General features: G+C 64.2%; 12 protein-coding genes and 2 tRNA genes. 8 read left to right on the top strand and 6 right to left on the bottom strand.

Annotation, left to right across the window (positions count from 1 at the left end; translation table 11 throughout):
- Positions 1 to 22 precede the first annotated feature (22 nt).
- The 4 genes from ACYQ3G_RS10405 to ACYQ3G_RS10390 all read left to right on the top strand — a co-directional run bounded on the left by ACYQ3G_RS10405 (position 23) and on the right by ACYQ3G_RS10390 (position 4,993).
- Positions 23 to 598 (top strand): TetR/AcrR family transcriptional regulator, encoded by a 576-nt coding sequence (locus tag ACYQ3G_RS10405; protein WP_084435432.1) that lies wholly within the window; start codon positions 23 to 25, stop codon positions 596 to 598.
- A complete protein-coding gene (locus tag ACYQ3G_RS10400) occupies positions 595 to 3,729 on the top strand; it encodes an MFS transporter (RefSeq protein ID WP_459825614.1) in 3,135 nt (1,044 codons plus the stop codon). Before ACYQ3G_RS10405 ends, ACYQ3G_RS10400 begins: the two co-directional genes overlap by 4 nt.
- Before the next feature lie 152 nt (positions 3,730 to 3,881).
- Positions 3,882 to 4,079: a ubiquitin family protein gene (locus ACYQ3G_RS10395; protein WP_028577171.1), complete on the top strand. Its 198-nt coding sequence runs from the start codon at positions 3,882 to 3,884 to the stop codon at positions 4,077 to 4,079.
- 2 nt (positions 4,080 to 4,081) lie between these two features.
- On the top strand, positions 4,082 to 4,993 hold the full coding sequence (locus ACYQ3G_RS10390) for a PP-loop family protein (protein ID WP_459825611.1): 912 nt from the start codon (positions 4,082 to 4,084) through the stop codon (positions 4,991 to 4,993).
- Between the two features lie 118 nt (positions 4,994 to 5,111).
- Here the strand turns inward: ACYQ3G_RS10390 and ACYQ3G_RS10385 are convergent, their stop codons facing one another.
- A complete protein-coding gene (locus ACYQ3G_RS10385; protein WP_459825609.1) occupies positions 5,112 to 6,119 on the bottom strand; it encodes a GGDEF domain-containing response regulator in 1,008 nt (335 codons plus the stop codon).
- Between the two features lie 206 nt (positions 6,120 to 6,325).
- On the opposite strand from ACYQ3G_RS10385, the gene ACYQ3G_RS10380 reads away from it, so the two are divergent.
- From ACYQ3G_RS10380 to ACYQ3G_RS10370, 3 genes are all read left to right on the top strand, one after another.
- Positions 6,326 to 6,631 carry an IscA/HesB family protein gene (locus tag ACYQ3G_RS10380; protein ID WP_084435434.1) on the top strand — a complete coding sequence of 102 codons (306 nt, stop codon included), beginning with the start codon at positions 6,326 to 6,328 and terminating at the stop codon, positions 6,629 to 6,631.
- A 162-nt stretch (positions 6,632 to 6,793) separates the two neighbouring features.
- A tRNA-Val gene (locus ACYQ3G_RS10375) sits at positions 6,794 to 6,869 on the top strand.
- A gap of 12 nt (positions 6,870 to 6,881) precedes the next feature.
- A tRNA-Asp gene (locus tag ACYQ3G_RS10370) sits at positions 6,882 to 6,958 on the top strand.
- Between the two features lie 200 nt (positions 6,959 to 7,158).
- Here ACYQ3G_RS10370 and ACYQ3G_RS10365 read toward each other — a convergent pair.
- The 5 genes from ACYQ3G_RS10365 to xrtA all read right to left on the bottom strand — a co-directional run bounded on the left by ACYQ3G_RS10365 (position 7,159) and on the right by xrtA (position 13,218).
- Positions 7,159 to 7,938 (bottom strand): PEP-CTERM sorting domain-containing protein, encoded by a 780-nt coding sequence (locus tag ACYQ3G_RS10365; RefSeq protein ID WP_459825606.1) that lies wholly within the window; start codon positions 7,936 to 7,938, stop codon positions 7,159 to 7,161.
- A 257-nt stretch (positions 7,939 to 8,195) separates the two neighbouring features.
- Positions 8,196 to 9,572: a PEP-CTERM-box response regulator transcription factor gene (prsR, locus tag ACYQ3G_RS10360; protein WP_459825604.1), complete on the bottom strand. Its 1,377-nt coding sequence runs from the start codon at positions 9,570 to 9,572 to the stop codon at positions 8,196 to 8,198.
- Positions 9,573 to 9,699: 127 nt separating this feature from the next.
- On the bottom strand, positions 9,700 to 11,751 hold the full coding sequence (gene prsK, locus ACYQ3G_RS10355) for an XrtA/PEP-CTERM system histidine kinase PrsK (RefSeq protein ID WP_459825602.1): 2,052 nt from the start codon (positions 11,749 to 11,751) through the stop codon (positions 9,700 to 9,702).
- Between the two features lie 4 nt (positions 11,752 to 11,755).
- Positions 11,756 to 12,388 carry an exosortase C-terminal domain/associated protein EpsI gene (locus ACYQ3G_RS10350; RefSeq protein WP_459825600.1) on the bottom strand — a complete coding sequence of 211 codons (633 nt, stop codon included), beginning with the start codon at positions 12,386 to 12,388 and terminating at the stop codon, positions 11,756 to 11,758.
- Positions 12,385 to 13,218, bottom strand: coding sequence for an exosortase A (gene xrtA / locus ACYQ3G_RS10345; RefSeq protein ID WP_459825598.1), 834 nt, complete (start codon positions 13,216 to 13,218; stop codon positions 12,385 to 12,387). Before xrtA ends, ACYQ3G_RS10350 begins: the two co-directional genes overlap by 4 nt.
- A gap of 203 nt (positions 13,219 to 13,421) precedes the next feature.
- Here xrtA and ACYQ3G_RS10340 point away from each other — a divergent pair, with 203 nt between their 5' ends.
- Positions 13,422 to 14,336, top strand: a complete 915-nt coding sequence (locus ACYQ3G_RS10340; RefSeq protein WP_459825596.1) for a hypothetical protein — start codon at positions 13,422 to 13,424, stop codon at positions 14,334 to 14,336.
- Positions 14,337 to 14,348: the final 12 nt, after the last annotated feature.

Genomic DNA, 14,348 nt, shown 5'->3' with positions numbered 1-14,348 from the left:
ACCCATGTAAGGAGGAAGCACCATGTCACGACCCGTCATGAAACGCGAAATCATTGAGGAATCAGCCATCCGCCTATTCGCCACCAAGGGGCTGGCGCGCACGACCATCAAGGACATCGCCGTAGCCGCTGGGGTGACGGAAGGCGCCCTGTACCGCTGGTACGACGGCAAGGAGGAGATGGCCTGGAAGCTCTTCAACCGCGAGCTGGACCAGTTCACGCACCTCGTTTCCGAGATGCTCTTCGACGACCGCCTGCCCTTCGCCCTGCGCCTGGGCCAGGCTGTGCAGACCATCTATGACTACTATCATTACAACAGCGACCAGTTCGCCTTCATCCTGCTGACCCAGCACGGCTTCCCGGAAGACAAGCTGCTGTCCCGCGAAACCGAGCCCCACGGCCTGGCCGAGCGCTTCGTGGGTCAGGCCGTGGGGCTGGGCGAGATCCCGCCCTGCGACGCGGACCTCTTTGCCGGCCTGATCATGGGCGCCATCATGCAGCCGCTGGTCCTGCACCGCTACGGCAAGATCGAACTGACGCCCGACACGCCCGAGCTGGTCACGGCCGCCTGCCTGCGCCTGCTGGGTGTGAGGGCATGAGCGCCGGCCGCCGGCTCCTCGGCATCCGCGGCTTTCTGCCCTACCTGACCGTTGTGCTCGTCAACGCCATGATCGACCTGGGGCACAAGATCATCATCCAGAACACGGTCTTCAAAGTCTACGACGGCTCGACACAGATCGGGCTGACGGCGCTCGTCAACGCCTGCATCCTGCTGCCCTTCATCATGTTCTTCACGCCGGCGGGCTTCCTGGCCGACCGCTTCTCCAAGCACCTGGTCATGCGCTGGACGGCCTTTTTCGCCGTACCCCTGACCGCCCTCATCTACGGCAGCTACCTGCTCGGCTGGTTCGAGGCGGCCTTCGCCCTGACGCTCATCCTGGCGGCGCAGTCGGCCTTCTACTCGCCGGCCAAGTACGGCTACATCAAGGAGATGGCCGGCAAGGACAACCTCGGCATGGCCAACGGCGTGGTCCAGGCCGTGACCATCGTGGCCATCCTCCTGGGCGGCGTGCTCTTTTCCGTGGTCTTCGAGGCCCTCATCGGCGAGGCCGCCACCAAGGCGGACATCCTGCAGGCCATCGCACCCAGCGGCCTGCTCCTCTTCGCCGGCGCCGTGGTCCAGACCCTCGTGGCCCTGCGCATCCCGCAGTACAAGGACGGCGACGTGACCCTGCGTCTGAACCGCACGGCCTACGTTCGCGGCGAATACTTAAAGAAGAACCTGAAGAACATTTGGGACAACCAGACCATCCGCCTCTCGGTCCTGGGTCTGTCGCTCTTCTGGGCCGTGAACCAGGTGCTCTTCGCGGCCTTCGGCGCGCACCTCAAGGAATCGGCCGGCGTGACCTCCACCGTCATCGCCCAGGGGCTCCTGGCCATCGGCGGCGTGGGCATCATCGTCGGCTCCGTCACAGCCGGGCGGCTCTCGAAGACCTACATCGAGACGGGTGTCATCCCCCTGGCGGCCGTGGGCATGACGGCCTGCCTGGCCCTCATCCCGGCCATGGGCGACACCGTGACCCTGGGGATCCTGCTGACCGTGTACGGCTTTTTCGGCGGCCTGTTCGTCGTGCCCCTGAACGCCCTCATCCAGTTCAACGCCGAGGACTCGGACCTGGGCACCATCCTGGCCGGCAACAACTTCATCCAGAACGTGGCCATGCTGGCCTTCCTGTGCGGGACGGTCCTCGCCTCCCTGACGGGCCTGGCCAGCGTGCCCATCATCCTGACCCTGGCGGGCGTCATGGCCTTCGGGACCTTCCACACCCTGCGTCACCTGCCCCAGTCCCTGATGCGTTTCCTGTTGCGCGTGGTCTTCGCCCAGCATTACCGCCTGACGGTCAACGGCCTGCAGAACATCCCGTCCAGGGGCGGCGTGCTGCTCCTGGGCAACCACACCAGTTGGATCGACTGGGCCGTGCTGCACCTGGCCGTGCCCCGGCCCGTGCGCTTCGTCATGACGCGGCGCTACTACGACCGCTGGTACCTGCGCTGGTTCCTGGACCTCTACCGGGTCATCCCCATCACCTCGTCCGCCGCCAGCAAGTCGGCCCTGCGGACCATCACCGAGACCCTCAAGGCCGGCGAGTGCGTGGTCCTCTTCCCTGAAGGCGCCATCAGCCGCAACGGACAGCTCGGACCGTTCCGCCGCGGCTACGCCATCCCGGCCACCCAGGCCGACTGCCCCATCGTGCCCTTCTACCTGCGCGGCCTGTGGGGCAGCCGCTGGTCCGCCGTGAGCCGCCATTTCCGGCGCAACACCGACGGCGCCCTGACCCGCGACGTGAACCTCTGCTTCGGCCCGGCTCTGCCGCCGTCGGCCCCGCCCATGGAGGTCAAGGACGCCGTGCACCGCATGTCCATCCTGGCCTGGCAGGAGTTCGCCGACTCCCAGCCCTCCATCCCCGTCAAATGGCTGCAGGCAATGCGCCGCGCCCCGGGGCGCCTGGCCGTGGCCGACTCCGCAGGGGCGCGCCTGACGGCCGAAGAGCTGGCCCTGTGCGCCCTGCGCCTGGCCCGAGTTCTGGCCAAACGCCCCGAGGGGGCCGTGGGCGTCATGCTGCCCCCAGGAGCCAGGGGGGCCGTGGCCAACATGGCCGTGCTCATGGCCGGCAAGACCGTGATCAACCTGGACCCGGGACTGGGCGAGGAGGAACTGCGCGGCTGCCTGCGGCAGGCCGGAGCCGGGCTGATGCTTGGGGACGGCGCGCCTCTTGTGGACGGGGTGGACGTCATGGACTGCGGGGACTTTGTGGACGCGCGCAAAGGCATGAGGCAGGAATGGGCGGCGCGGATGCTGCTGCGCCTGCTGCCGGGGCGGCTGGTGCGGCTGGCCCTGACCGGGCGCGCGGCTGGCGCGGACACCGCTGCCGTGGTCTTTGTCGAACGCGGCGGAGAGCGTGTGGGCGTGCGGCTCAGCCATGCCAACATCATCACCAACGGCCGCCAGGCGTCTTCGCTCTTCACGCCGCGCGGCAACGACGTGCTGCTGACGGCCATGCCCCTGCACGAAGCCCTGGGGCTGACCACGACCATGTTCCTGCCGCTGCTGGAGTCCGTGCCCGTGGTCTGCCACCGCGACCCCATGGACGCGCGGGCTGTCGGCCGCCTGTGCGCGGAGTTCGAGGCCACACTGCTCTGCGCCGCGCCCGAGGCCCTGGCGGCCTATGCGGCCGCCGACGTCCTGCACCCGCTGATGTTCGGCTCGCTTCGCTTCGTGCTCTCGGGCGGTGAAACCCTGGACTCGGCCACGGTCCGCGACTTCCGCCAGAAATTCGGCCTCATGATTCACGACGGCTACGGCACCACCGAGACCACGCCCGTGGCCACGGTCAACGCGCCTGACGTCTTGAACCCCGCAGACCTGAGCATCCAGCAGGGCCGCAAGCCCGGCACCGTAGGCCTGCCCCTGCCCGGCTCGGCCCTGCGCATCGTGGATCCGGGCACCCTGGAGGACCTGCCCCACGGCAGCGTCGGCCGCATTCTCATCGGCGGCACCCAGGTCATGCAGGGCTACCTCGGCCGTGACACGGGCTCGGCCGTGATCGAACGCGACGGCATCCGCTGGTTCGTGACCCAGGACCAGGGACGCCTCGATGAGGATGGGTTCCTGATTCTGGCCGGCCGCGACGGCGCTGAATCCGTACAATCACGATCCGAAAATTCTTGATCTTCGGACCGCCGCGACTTAGCTGACTGCTGAAAAAATCGAAATTCGCAGGCCGTTCATAAACGACGGCCTGTCAGGGGCGGAAACTTCCTGACGCGGCCCGCCGCTGTCCACGTTTCTGCCGGAAACCAACAACCACGAATCGAAAACGCATGATCACCGTACGCATCGAACCCGAGAACCGGGAATTCACCATGGACCGTCCAGGCACGGTCGCCCAGCTTCTGCTCAAGGTCGGCCGCAAGCCCGGCCGCGCCCTCGTCATCCGCGACGGTGGCCTCCTCACCCACGACCTGAACCTCAAGGACGGCGACCACATCACCGTGCGCGACGTCGGGTCCCGGGGGTAGCCATGAAGTGCAAACGCTGCCACGTCCCGGCCGTCGTCGCCCTGCCCAGCCATCACACGGCCTTCTGCAGGGAGTGCTTCCTGGTCTTCGCCCGCCGTCTGGTGGAGCGGGCCATCAAGGAACACGACATGTTCACCTTCGAGGACCGCATCCTCATCGCCATCTCCGGCGGCAAGGACTCCCTGGCCCTGTCCTGGATGCTGCAGGATCTGGGCTACGACATCGAGGGCCTGCACATCGACCTGGGCATCCCCGAGTCATCGCCCATCGCCCGCGGCTACACCGAACGCTTCTGCGAAAAGCACGGCATCCGGCTGCACGTCATCGAGACGGCCTCCATGGGCCTGGCCATGTGCGACGTGAAGAAGCGCGTCAAGCGCCCCATCTGCTCGGTCTGCGGCCAGACCAAGCGCTACCTTTTCAACCGCTTCGCCATGGACAACGGCTTCACGGCCCTGGCCACGGGCCACAACCTGGACGACGAGACCTCGCGCCTCTTCGCCAACGTCATGCGCTGGGACGTGGAGTACCTGAGCGACCAGGGCCCGGTCATGCCGGCCGAGGGCGGCTTCGCCAAGAAGGTCAAGCCCCTCTTCCGCATGTCCGAGTTCGAGACGGCCAACCTCTGCTTCCTGGCCGGCATCGACTACGGCTACGCCCCCTGCCCCTACAGCTCCAAGGCGAGCTTCCCCATCTACAAGAAGCTCCTCTCGGACCTGGAGGACATCCAGCCCGGCCGCAAGATCCGCTTCTACGACGGCTTCCTCAAGGACGGCCGCCCCGGCTTCGCCCCCCGCGGCGAGACATCGGTCAACATCGAGCCCTGCACAACCTGCGGCTACCCCACCTCGGCCGGTGAATGCGGGTTTTGCAGGCTGAAAGGGATGATGAACGGGGATGAAGAACGGGAATGAAGGCACGAAGCTGGATTGCCACGTCGAAGACTCCTTGCAATGACGAAGGGTGACGAGAGTCCCCCACATAGCGCCAGTCACGAAGGGCGAAGCCCGGCGTAAGCGCACAGGGGCGCACTCACCGGCAGACTGTCGTATTCCGGCCGCACTTCTTGGCGGCGTACATGTTCTGGTCGGCGCGGTCCACGAAGTCCGAAATGGACTCGCCCGGGACGTAGCTGGTCACGCCCAGGCTGATGGCCACGTGGACCTCGGTCCCGGGCCGGGGGAAGAAGGCGTGCTCGTGGAAGGAACAGCGGATGCGCTCGGCCACGCGCGCCGCCTCTTCGCGGTTGGTGGCCGGCAGGACGATGATGAACTCCTCGCCGCCGTAGCGGTAGGCGGAGTCCGAATCGCGGATGAGCTTCTGGATGACGCGGCCCAGTTCCGAAAGGACCGAGTCGCCGCAGAGGTGCCCGTAGGAGTCGTTGTATTCCTTGAAATGGTCGATATCGAGGACGCACAGGGACAGCGGGCTGTCGTAGCGCATGGCCCGCTCCACCTCGGCCTGGACCTGACGGAAGAAGTGCCGGGCGTTGTAGAGGCCCGTCAATTCGTCGGTCAGGCTCAGTTCGCGGTAGCGCATCTCACTGCGCCGCAGGTCATCCTCGATGCGCTTGCGGGCCAGGATCTCCTGCCTGAGTTCCTGGGTGCGGCGCTGGACCTCCTCTTCGAGGTGTTCGCGGTACAGGCGGTTCTCCTGCCGCAGGCGCCGCTTCTCCAGGGCCTTTTCCACGGCGTGCATGACGAGTTCGAGGTTGATGAAGGGCTTGACCAGAAAGTCCCACGCGCCGCGCCGCAGGGCTTCGATGACGTCGTCCAGGGAGCCGACGCCGGAGATGACGACCATGGCCGTCTCCTCGTCGCGGGAGGTGATGTGCCTGAGGATGTCGAGACCGGACACGTCCGGGAGCTTCAGGTCGAGGAGGACCAGATCGGGCAGTTCCGTGTTGTAGAGATCCAGGGCGCTGGCCCCGTTCTCGGCCGTGACGACATCGTGCCCACGGTCGCGGAGATAGTCCCCGAGCAGTTCGAGGAGGGTGAGTTCGTCATCGACGAGCAGGATGCGTGCGGAATGTGACGTCATGCTCTGGCCAGGGTTGAATTCATGTTTACATTGCCTTCATACCCCCGGAACGCGACCGGGCACAAGCATCTTTTTGATCCGGGTATGTCTTTTCCGTCCCGCGAGTTACGGACACCGGGGGCATGAATCGGCAAAAACCTGCCCAAACGGACATTGACATCGATTTGATCAATAACTACCAACGATCCCACACAAAGGAGGATTCCATGTTTGAACTGACCAAGGCTGCCAAAGAGCAGCTCGACATGCACTTCGCCGGCAAGGAAGTGTCCCCGATCCGGGTCTACATGGCGGCTGGCTGAGGCGGGCCTCGCCTGGCGCTTGCTCTGGATGAGCAAAAAGACAACGACGTGGTTCACGTAATCGACGGATACACCTTTCTGATTGAAACCAACCTGATGAGCGAAGCTCAGCCCATCTCCGTGGAATTCCACCCGCACATGGGCTTCAACATCAAGTCGAACATGAAGGCGAGCTCCTCCGGGTGCTCTTCCTGCACTTCCTGCGGCTAGCCTGCAGCAGCTCGGAACGCACGGGGGCCGTCCGCGAGGATGGCCCTTTTGCGTTGGAGGCTCCGGCCTCAGCGGCACCGCAACTTTTTTGCGGACAGGCGAAAAAAGCCTTTGACAGCGGCGGGCTGCGTCTATAGAGACAGTTTCTCGTTGGACGGGACAGGGCGGTTAGCTCAGCTGGGAGAGCGTCGGCCTTACAAGCCGAATGTCATAGGTTCGATCCCTGTACCGCCCACCAAGAAGACCATGCGGGGTCGTAGTTAAGACGGTTATAACGCCGGCCTGTCACGCCGGAGGCCGTGGGTTCGAGTCCCATCGGCCCCGCCATTAGAGAACAAGGGATTTCAGTTGAACGCTGAAATCCCTTTTTTTCGTTTGCGGGTAGCGATGCACTGCTCGCCACAACCACCTGACGGTTGCCCTTCGCGCCCGACTCCTTCCTCAGCGCGTTTTCCTGTAAGGACGACAACGCGACCTGCCGCGGATGTCCGGATGTCAATTATTCCGACAGCAGTTTCTATCAGAATTTACATTGCTGACTTCGGCGCGCAGCGATGAGCAAGGACGATGCCGGCCAGTCCAATCCCCACGAGAAGCATGGTTGTCGGTTCGGGGACGGCGTTGTTCGTACCCAGATCGCCTTCAAGCCGGAACGCCACATCCCCCCCCCTGAACCCTGTAACAGACAAGTCCTGCCACCCGATTCCGTAGCCGAATCCCCCACCGGGATTGATGAAAAGGGCCGCTTCTTCGTTCGTCGTATCAGAGGGTTGACGTCCGTATTGGCCTCCTAAACTGAAATCCATTTCCGGCCAAAACACGAGCCACCAATGGCCCGCAGCAATATTCACGTCGGCGCTCAGGTTCAAGGTTACATTGGACAAATAGCCATCCGAGCCTGTTGAAAGGGCAATTTGCGCATCGTCAGGTGCGATGGAGAGACTCCACGTTCCAGCCGCCGGGGGAATACCGTCGGGAACGCCGACGGCGTCTGCGTAAATGGCGAAATTGAGCGATGTGGCGAGTTCCAGAGACGAGAACCCGTTCCATCCGTTTCCGGGAATGAATATCGTACTGATGTCCCATGGGACGGTGTTGACAAAATCGTCGGCGATGTAACTACTGTAAGTTGTAAAATCCTGAAATTCTTGATTAACGTAAGCGTTCGTATCCAAGGCGCTTAATGGCTGGTCCCAGAGCACGCTCGCACGCGCCGGACTGGCTCCCAGCATTGAGAAGACCAACACTGTACAGCATATCACTTTGGTTAGTTGCAGATTAATCTGCGTGATGAGTCGCGACTGCATGGGATGATCCTCCTTTGATTTCATGCCCTGGTGAAGATCGAAACCGATCCACATTTACCTATGCAATCTTGGTTCCATCCCCTCTGCCCGGACTCTGGTGTATGCAATCCCCAAACGTGAGCGACAGCGCATCACGGAAACCGGCCAAGTTGCCAGGCCCAGTCGGACCCTGCGCACATTTGGCTGCCTTACCTGCTGAAAAATCACGATAGCCGCGCCAGCATACAGTCGGAAAATTTATCAGGCACGGACGATCCTCAACGTTCTCCCAAACCGTGCTTCCTGATCAGGTCGTACATGGTCGGCCGGCTGATGCCCAGGGCCTCGGAGGCTTTGACGATGTTGCCTTCGTGTTTGGCCAGGGCGGCTGCGATCATCTTTTTCTCGACCATGGCGCGGGCTTCCTTCAGGGTCCTGTCGCCGAAGCTGAAGCCGTTATGTTGCCCCCCGCCGTTTTCCTCGAAGCCGAGTTCTGCGGAGGTGACGAGGCTGGAATCCGCCAGCAGCACCGCACGGCGGAGCCTGTTCTCCAGTTCGCGGATGTTGCCGGGCCAGGAGTAGGTCTCCAGGCCAGCCAGGGCGTCGGGGGAGAAGCCGGACACGTTCTTGCCCAGTTCCGCGGCGATGCGGCCCAGGAAGTAGTCGGCCAGGAGGCGCACGTCCCCTTCCCGCTCACGCAGGGGGGGCAGGTGGATGTTGACCACTCCGATGCGGTAGTAGAGGTCCTCGCGGAAGGTGCCGGCGGCGATGGCCGCGGCGATGTCGATGTTGGTGGCCGCCACGATGCGCACGTTGACGGGGATGTCCTTGCGCCCTCCCACGCGCTGGATGACCATCTCCTGCAGGAAGCGCAGCAGCTTGACCTGCAGGTTCACGGGCAGTTCGCCGATCTCGTCCAGGAACAGGGTTCCGCCCGAGGCGTACTCGACCTTGCCCTGGACCGTGGACACGGCGCCGGTGAAGGCGCCCTTCTCGTGGCCGAACAGCTCGGACTCGATGAGGTTCTCGGGGATGGCGCCGCAGTTGATGCAGACCATGGGGCCCTTGCGGCGCAGGCTGCCGGCGTGGATGGCGCGGGCCACCAGCTCCTTGCCCGTGCCGGACTCTCCCGAGACGAGGATGGGCACGTCCGAGGCCGCGACTTTGCCGATGAGGTTCAGAACTCCGCGCATGGCCGGACAGGCGCCGACGATGCCGTAATTGTCCATGGCCGCAGCTTCGGCCGCTCCCTTCTGCTCCGTGTTCTCGCGCTCGATGGCGTGGAGATGGAAGGCGCGGCGGATGATGACGCGCAGTTCGTCCAGGTCGATGGGCTTGCGGAAAAAGTCGAAGGCCCCGAGCTTGATGGCCTGCAGGGCGTTCTCGCGCTCGTCGTTGCCCGTGACCACGATGACCTTGGCCGCGGGATTGATCTTGAGCATCTCGGCCAGGCACCGAAAGCCCTCCTCGGACGTGTCGGCGTGGGGAGGCAGGCCCAGGTCCAATGTCACCACTCCCGGCGAGACCTTGCCGAAGACCTCCAAAGCCTGGTCCACGCGCGTGGCCAGATGCAGCGCGTACGACTCCGACGCCAACCCCCACTTGAGCTGGGTCAAAACATCCTCGTTGTCATCGACAATCAGCAGATTTTCCACGGTATCCCTCGATTCCTGCCAGGAGAAGACTCGCCCAGGTGCGCACGCCCATCGGACGCCGGCTCCCAGCCTGTCCACACCGTCCATATGGTCCATTCCGTCCATCCAGTCCAACCAATATTCCCCCTCACGCCTCAGCCCCCGGCAGCCAGACCGTGAACTCGGCCCCCTCCCCCACCGCGCTCCTGACCTCGATGCGGCCGCCGTGGGCCGCTACGATCTGCTTGCACTGGTAGAGCCCGATGCCCATGCCCTTGGCCTTGGTGGACTTGAAGGGCTCGAAAAGCGCGGTTCTGATGAACTCCGGGTCGATGCCGCCGCCCTGATCCGAGACGCGCACGAAGGGCTCCGGGCCGTCCCCGGTCGTGACCGTGACCGGCCGGCCGTCGGGGGAGGCCTCCAGGGCGTTGAGGCAGAGGTTCAGGATGACCTTGCCCATCTCCTCGGCGTCGACCATGGCCACGGCGTCCTCGCCCCCGAAGTCCAGCCGCTCCTGGTGCAGCAATCGCGTCGACTCCCTGGCCAACGTCAGCAGGCCGACCGGCGCGCGCTTCAGAGTCTGGCGGTCGGGCAGCCCTTTGAGCTGGGAAATCAGAATCTTCATCTTGCCCACGGTGCTGCCCAGGGAGTCCACCAGATCCCGCTGGAAATCGGGGTTGCCGATGAACTTGCGCGCGTTCTCGGCCATGAGGGACAGCGTGTAGACGTGGTTCTTCAGGTCGTGCAGCACGAAGGCCGAAACCCGCCCCATGATCTCCATCTCCCGCGAGCGCGCCAACTGCTCCGTGAGACGCATGTTCAGGAGGGCCGAGGAGATGTGCCGGGCCATGGTGTCCATGAGCTCGAAGTCCTCCTCGTCGTATTCCTCGCTCTCGTTGATGGCCGCCCCCAGGAGCACGAAACCGTCGAGGCCGTCTTCACGGAAGATGGGGATGGCGAACCGCGCGGCCTTCAACCACGGGGAGGGGTCGTTCACGTCCGCGGTGCGGACCACGCTGCGGCGGGTGCGCAAAGCCGCCGCCAGGTGCGAACCCTCGTCGAAACCACCCTCCTGCGTGTCCGTTTCCACGAGGCTGACGGGCACGTAGGCTCGGCTGCCGTGGTCCAGCAGGAACAGGGCCGCCCCGACGATGCCGAAGGTCTCGCAGCAGGCCGACAAGGCCGCTTGATGGAGTTCGGTCTGGCTGCGGGCCGAGATGAGCCTGTCCGTGAACTGCACCCACTGGATGCGGTAGTCGTACTTCTCCCCGTAGAAGTGCAGCTGAAGAAAAAGTCGGACCCTTCGCCTGACCGTGTCCGAGAGGAAAAGCATGAGCAGGCCGATGCCGGCGGCGAAGCAGACGCCGAGGAGCACTGCACGTCCCAACTCGTCCCCGAAGACCCGAGCCCCCTCGCCCGCGAAACCCAGGACGACCAGGTACAGTCCCGCCGTGACGAGGGCCACGGACTTGAAGGCCATGCGCCGGGAAAAGCTGATCCTGACTTCCGGCCCGCGCCGCGCGTCCGAAAACCACATCATGCCCACACCCGCAAGCACCGCCAGGGAACGCAACCAGGCAAGGCGCATGTCGAGGGAGCGGTACAGCACGCCCTGGCTGTAATAGAGGATAAGGGCCACCAACACGCAGACGCCGCCCAGCAGCACGAACTTGATCTTCCAGCGCCGGAAGTGCGTCGCGCCGGCCATGGTCCCTTCGATGTTGAAGAGCGCGGCCATGCAGCACAGAACGAAGGCGATGCAGAAATGGAAGGTCCCGGGAAGCAGGAAGAGCAGGCGCTCGCTCGCGAAATCGGGGGCGTAGTAGGCCCCCCGGAAAGCGAGGAACGCGCTCCAGGGCAACAAAAGGCCAGAGAGCAGAACCAGCAGGCGCTGCATCCGCGGCAGGCGTTCGCCTTCGTACTCCCTGGCGAAAAGCGCCGTGAACAGCACCCACGTCGGCCCCAACGCGCCTTCGATCACGAGGCCGGCCGCACGCCACGCCCGCACCCGCTCCGGGTCGAACATGCAGGCCAGGTCCACCGTTTCGAGGCCAGCGAGCAGGATCAGCGCCACGGCCCAAACCGCAGACGCGCGGGTGCGCGTGCCGTCGAACACGCCTGCGGCCAGGCGGGAGGCGAAGGCCAGGGCCGCAATGATGGCGGCCGCGGGGGCCAGGGCGAAAAGAAGATGGCTGTTCATACGGCTACGATGGCAGATACTCCCGTATCAACGGATAGAACTCTTTCAGGAACGCCTCGACGACCTGCTCTGCCCGCTCCGTGTCCTCTTGGGCCGTCATGGATATGCGCATGAAGCTCTGGTCGCGACGGCGGTGAATGACGGACCCCGTGATCTCGGCAAGCTTCAGGGAATATTCGTCGGATATGGTCCGACCGCGCATGAAGAACCAGTAATAGATGACCTCACGGCTCGCCCCCATGGCGTAGACAGCCTTGACCAGGTTCACTGCCTCGCCGCCGAGGTTCATGGTGGTGCGCTCCGAGGAGATTTCCGTCCAGCCCCCCCCGGCCACGCAGTGCTTGGGGGAATGGATGCGGCCCGAGGCGGCGCCACCGTCGAAATAGCTCAGGTACATGTCCACCACGGCGCCGTCCGGACGCGCATAACGCCTGGAGAGGTATTCCGTGGGCATGAGGACCTTCATGACCTTTTCGCTCAAGGAAGACTGCCCCACCATTTTCCAGCCGGAGTGTGAAGGGGGAAAGTCCCCGAAGGGCCTGGCCAGGGGCACCACCAGGTCGCTGTGCAGGTGCATGTACAGCCCGGCCCCGGCCAGCAGGGCGATGAGCACGGCGATGCGGATGGACGTGTTCATGGCCACCTCCTGAGAACGGCCCCCAGGGCCATGAACATGACGACGGCCCCGGCGAAGACGAAAAGCCCGGCAAACTCATGAAAAAAGCCCTCCGCAGCGGCGGCCCCGAAATATTGCGCCAGAACGCCCGTGGCGATGACCCGCAGGCAGTTTGAAAAGACCGCGATGGGCAGGGTGGACGCGACGAGGATGACCCGGTCCCTGGTCCTGGAGTGCAGCACCATGGCGTACGCCACGCCCAGGGCCAGGAGGGACATGATGGAGCGCAGGCCGCTGCAGGCGTCGGCCACCTCCAGGGTGACGTTCGGGAACATGAGGATGTTGCCCTCCTGCCAGACGACGACACCCAGGAACTTGAGGGCCAGGACGGACACTTTGGTCACGAAGAGCTTCAGGGGAAAGGCGGCCGCGTCATACAGGATGTACGGCAGGGGAACCATGAGCAGCAGATAGGCGATCGGGACGAGCAGCGCGCGGAAGACCTCCCACCCCAAAAGGTAGAGCGTGGACCCGGCGATGACGACGACCAGGGAGGCCCGCATGGTGTAGTACTCCGTCGCCAGCCAGCCAAGCAGGAGAATGACGAGGCCGGCGACGACCACGGCCAGGCCCGCGGCGCAGGGGCGGACTTTCGCGGCCAGGAGATCCTCCCGGCGCATGTACGCGAGATAGGCCGAGACGAAAGGTACGAGGAATCCGTGGGAATAGTTCTCATCCTTGGCCCATTGCTTGACCATGGGTGCGATGACAGGCCAGTACACGACTCCGAGGGTTCCCAGCAGCAGAGCCGCCCCAAACAACACAAGCCTTCGATCCTGCAATTTTTCCACGCAATTCACCTCATTATCCACTTTCTCGAGAAAATACACCCGAACGTGGACATTGTAAAAAGAGACATGGAAAACGAAATCTCCGAAAATGCAGTCAGCCGATTTCTCATGTACGCGGAACGAGAAGAGCCGTATGCTCTTTGCATCCTGTCGGCGTTAAAGATGCTTTTTTCCGATTTATTCCTCCGGTGGAGGACAAGCCCATGCATCTTCACTCCGTTGTCCTGGCGCTGCTCACGCTGGCCTCGCCCATGTTTTTCCTCGATCTCGGCGGGGGGGCGGGGGGTCCCTCGCCCTTCGCCAACCTCGCCCACGCGGCGTTCTTCGCGCCCTTGGCGTGGGGGCTCGCCAGAACAACCCCTTTTGCGCACCTGCCTGCACAAGTGCGTTCCGCATGCGTCTTGGGCCTCGCCCTGGCCCTGGGCGGGCTCATCGAGACGATCCAGCCCCATTTCGGCCGCACAGCCTCGTGGCAGGACATGGCCGTCGATGCACTGGGGGGGCTGGCCGGCCTTCTCTTCCTCCCCCCCGTGGGATCCGGCCTCCCATCCGTCGCGCGCAAGGCGCTCAAGACCGCGACTGCCGCGGGGCTGGCCTGGTTCGTAGTCTTCGAACCGTTCTTGACGCACCAGGACGAACTCCGGGCTCACAGACAGTTTCCGCTGCTGTGCGATTTTGAGAGCCGTCTGGAGGCGGACCGCTGGACCAGAGGCGAGATCGTGCGGTCCGAAGCCAGACACGGCGACGCGTCCCTGCGCGTCCGGCTGGATGCCGGCCCGTACCCAGGGACAGCCCTCGTACGCAGCCTCGGCGACTGGCGGGGCTATGCATGCCTCTCCCTCAGCGTCTTCAACCCCGACCCCGAGCCCCTGGTCCTGACCGTGTCCGTTCGCGACAGGGACCACGCCAGACGCGGAGGGAAATACGAAGACCGGTACAACGGCGAGTTCGAAGTCCGGCAGGGCTGGAACGACCTGAACATCCCCGTGGAAGCGATCAGGACCGCCCCGAGAGACAGGGTCATGGGGCTGGACAGCCTGGAAAGCGTTGTCGTTTTCGCCTCGCATCTTCCGAAACCTCGCGTCATCTACCTCGACTACATCCGTCTGCGCCCGTGATCGGCATGCCGG

This window comes from Desulfomicrobium salsuginis (genome assembly GCF_054657795.1).
The sequence above is the reverse complement of the archived record's forward strand: the minus strand, read 5'-3'. Positions and strand labels throughout refer to the sequence as shown.

What these genes read in the sequence shown, in the direction of transcription:
- ACYQ3G_RS10405 (WP_084435432.1), top strand. Translation starts at nt 23, where the DNA reads ATGTCACGACCCGTCATGAAACGCGAAATCATTGAGGAATCAGCCATC.
- ACYQ3G_RS10400 (WP_459825614.1), top strand. Translation starts at nt 595, where the DNA reads ATGAGCGCCGGCCGCCGGCTCCTCGGCATCCGCGGCTTTCTGCCCTAC.
- ACYQ3G_RS10395 (WP_028577171.1), top strand. Translation starts at nt 3,882, where the DNA reads ATGATCACCGTACGCATCGAACCCGAGAACCGGGAATTCACCATGGAC.
- ACYQ3G_RS10390 (WP_459825611.1), top strand. Translation starts at nt 4,082, where the DNA reads ATGAAGTGCAAACGCTGCCACGTCCCGGCCGTCGTCGCCCTGCCCAGC.
- ACYQ3G_RS10385 (WP_459825609.1), bottom strand. Translation starts at nt 6,119, where the DNA reads ATGACGTCACATTCCGCACGCATCCTGCTCGTCGATGACGAACTCACC.
- ACYQ3G_RS10365 (WP_459825606.1), bottom strand. Translation starts at nt 7,938, where the DNA reads ATGCAGTCGCGACTCATCACGCAGATTAATCTGCAACTAACCAAAGTG.
- prsK (WP_459825602.1), bottom strand. Translation starts at nt 11,751, where the DNA reads ATGAACAGCCATCTTCTTTTCGCCCTGGCCCCCGCGGCCGCCATCATT.
- ACYQ3G_RS10350 (WP_459825600.1), bottom strand. Translation starts at nt 12,388, where the DNA reads ATGAACACGTCCATCCGCATCGCCGTGCTCATCGCCCTGCTGGCCGGG.
- ACYQ3G_RS10340 (WP_459825596.1), top strand. Translation starts at nt 13,422, where the DNA reads ATGCATCTTCACTCCGTTGTCCTGGCGCTGCTCACGCTGGCCTCGCCC.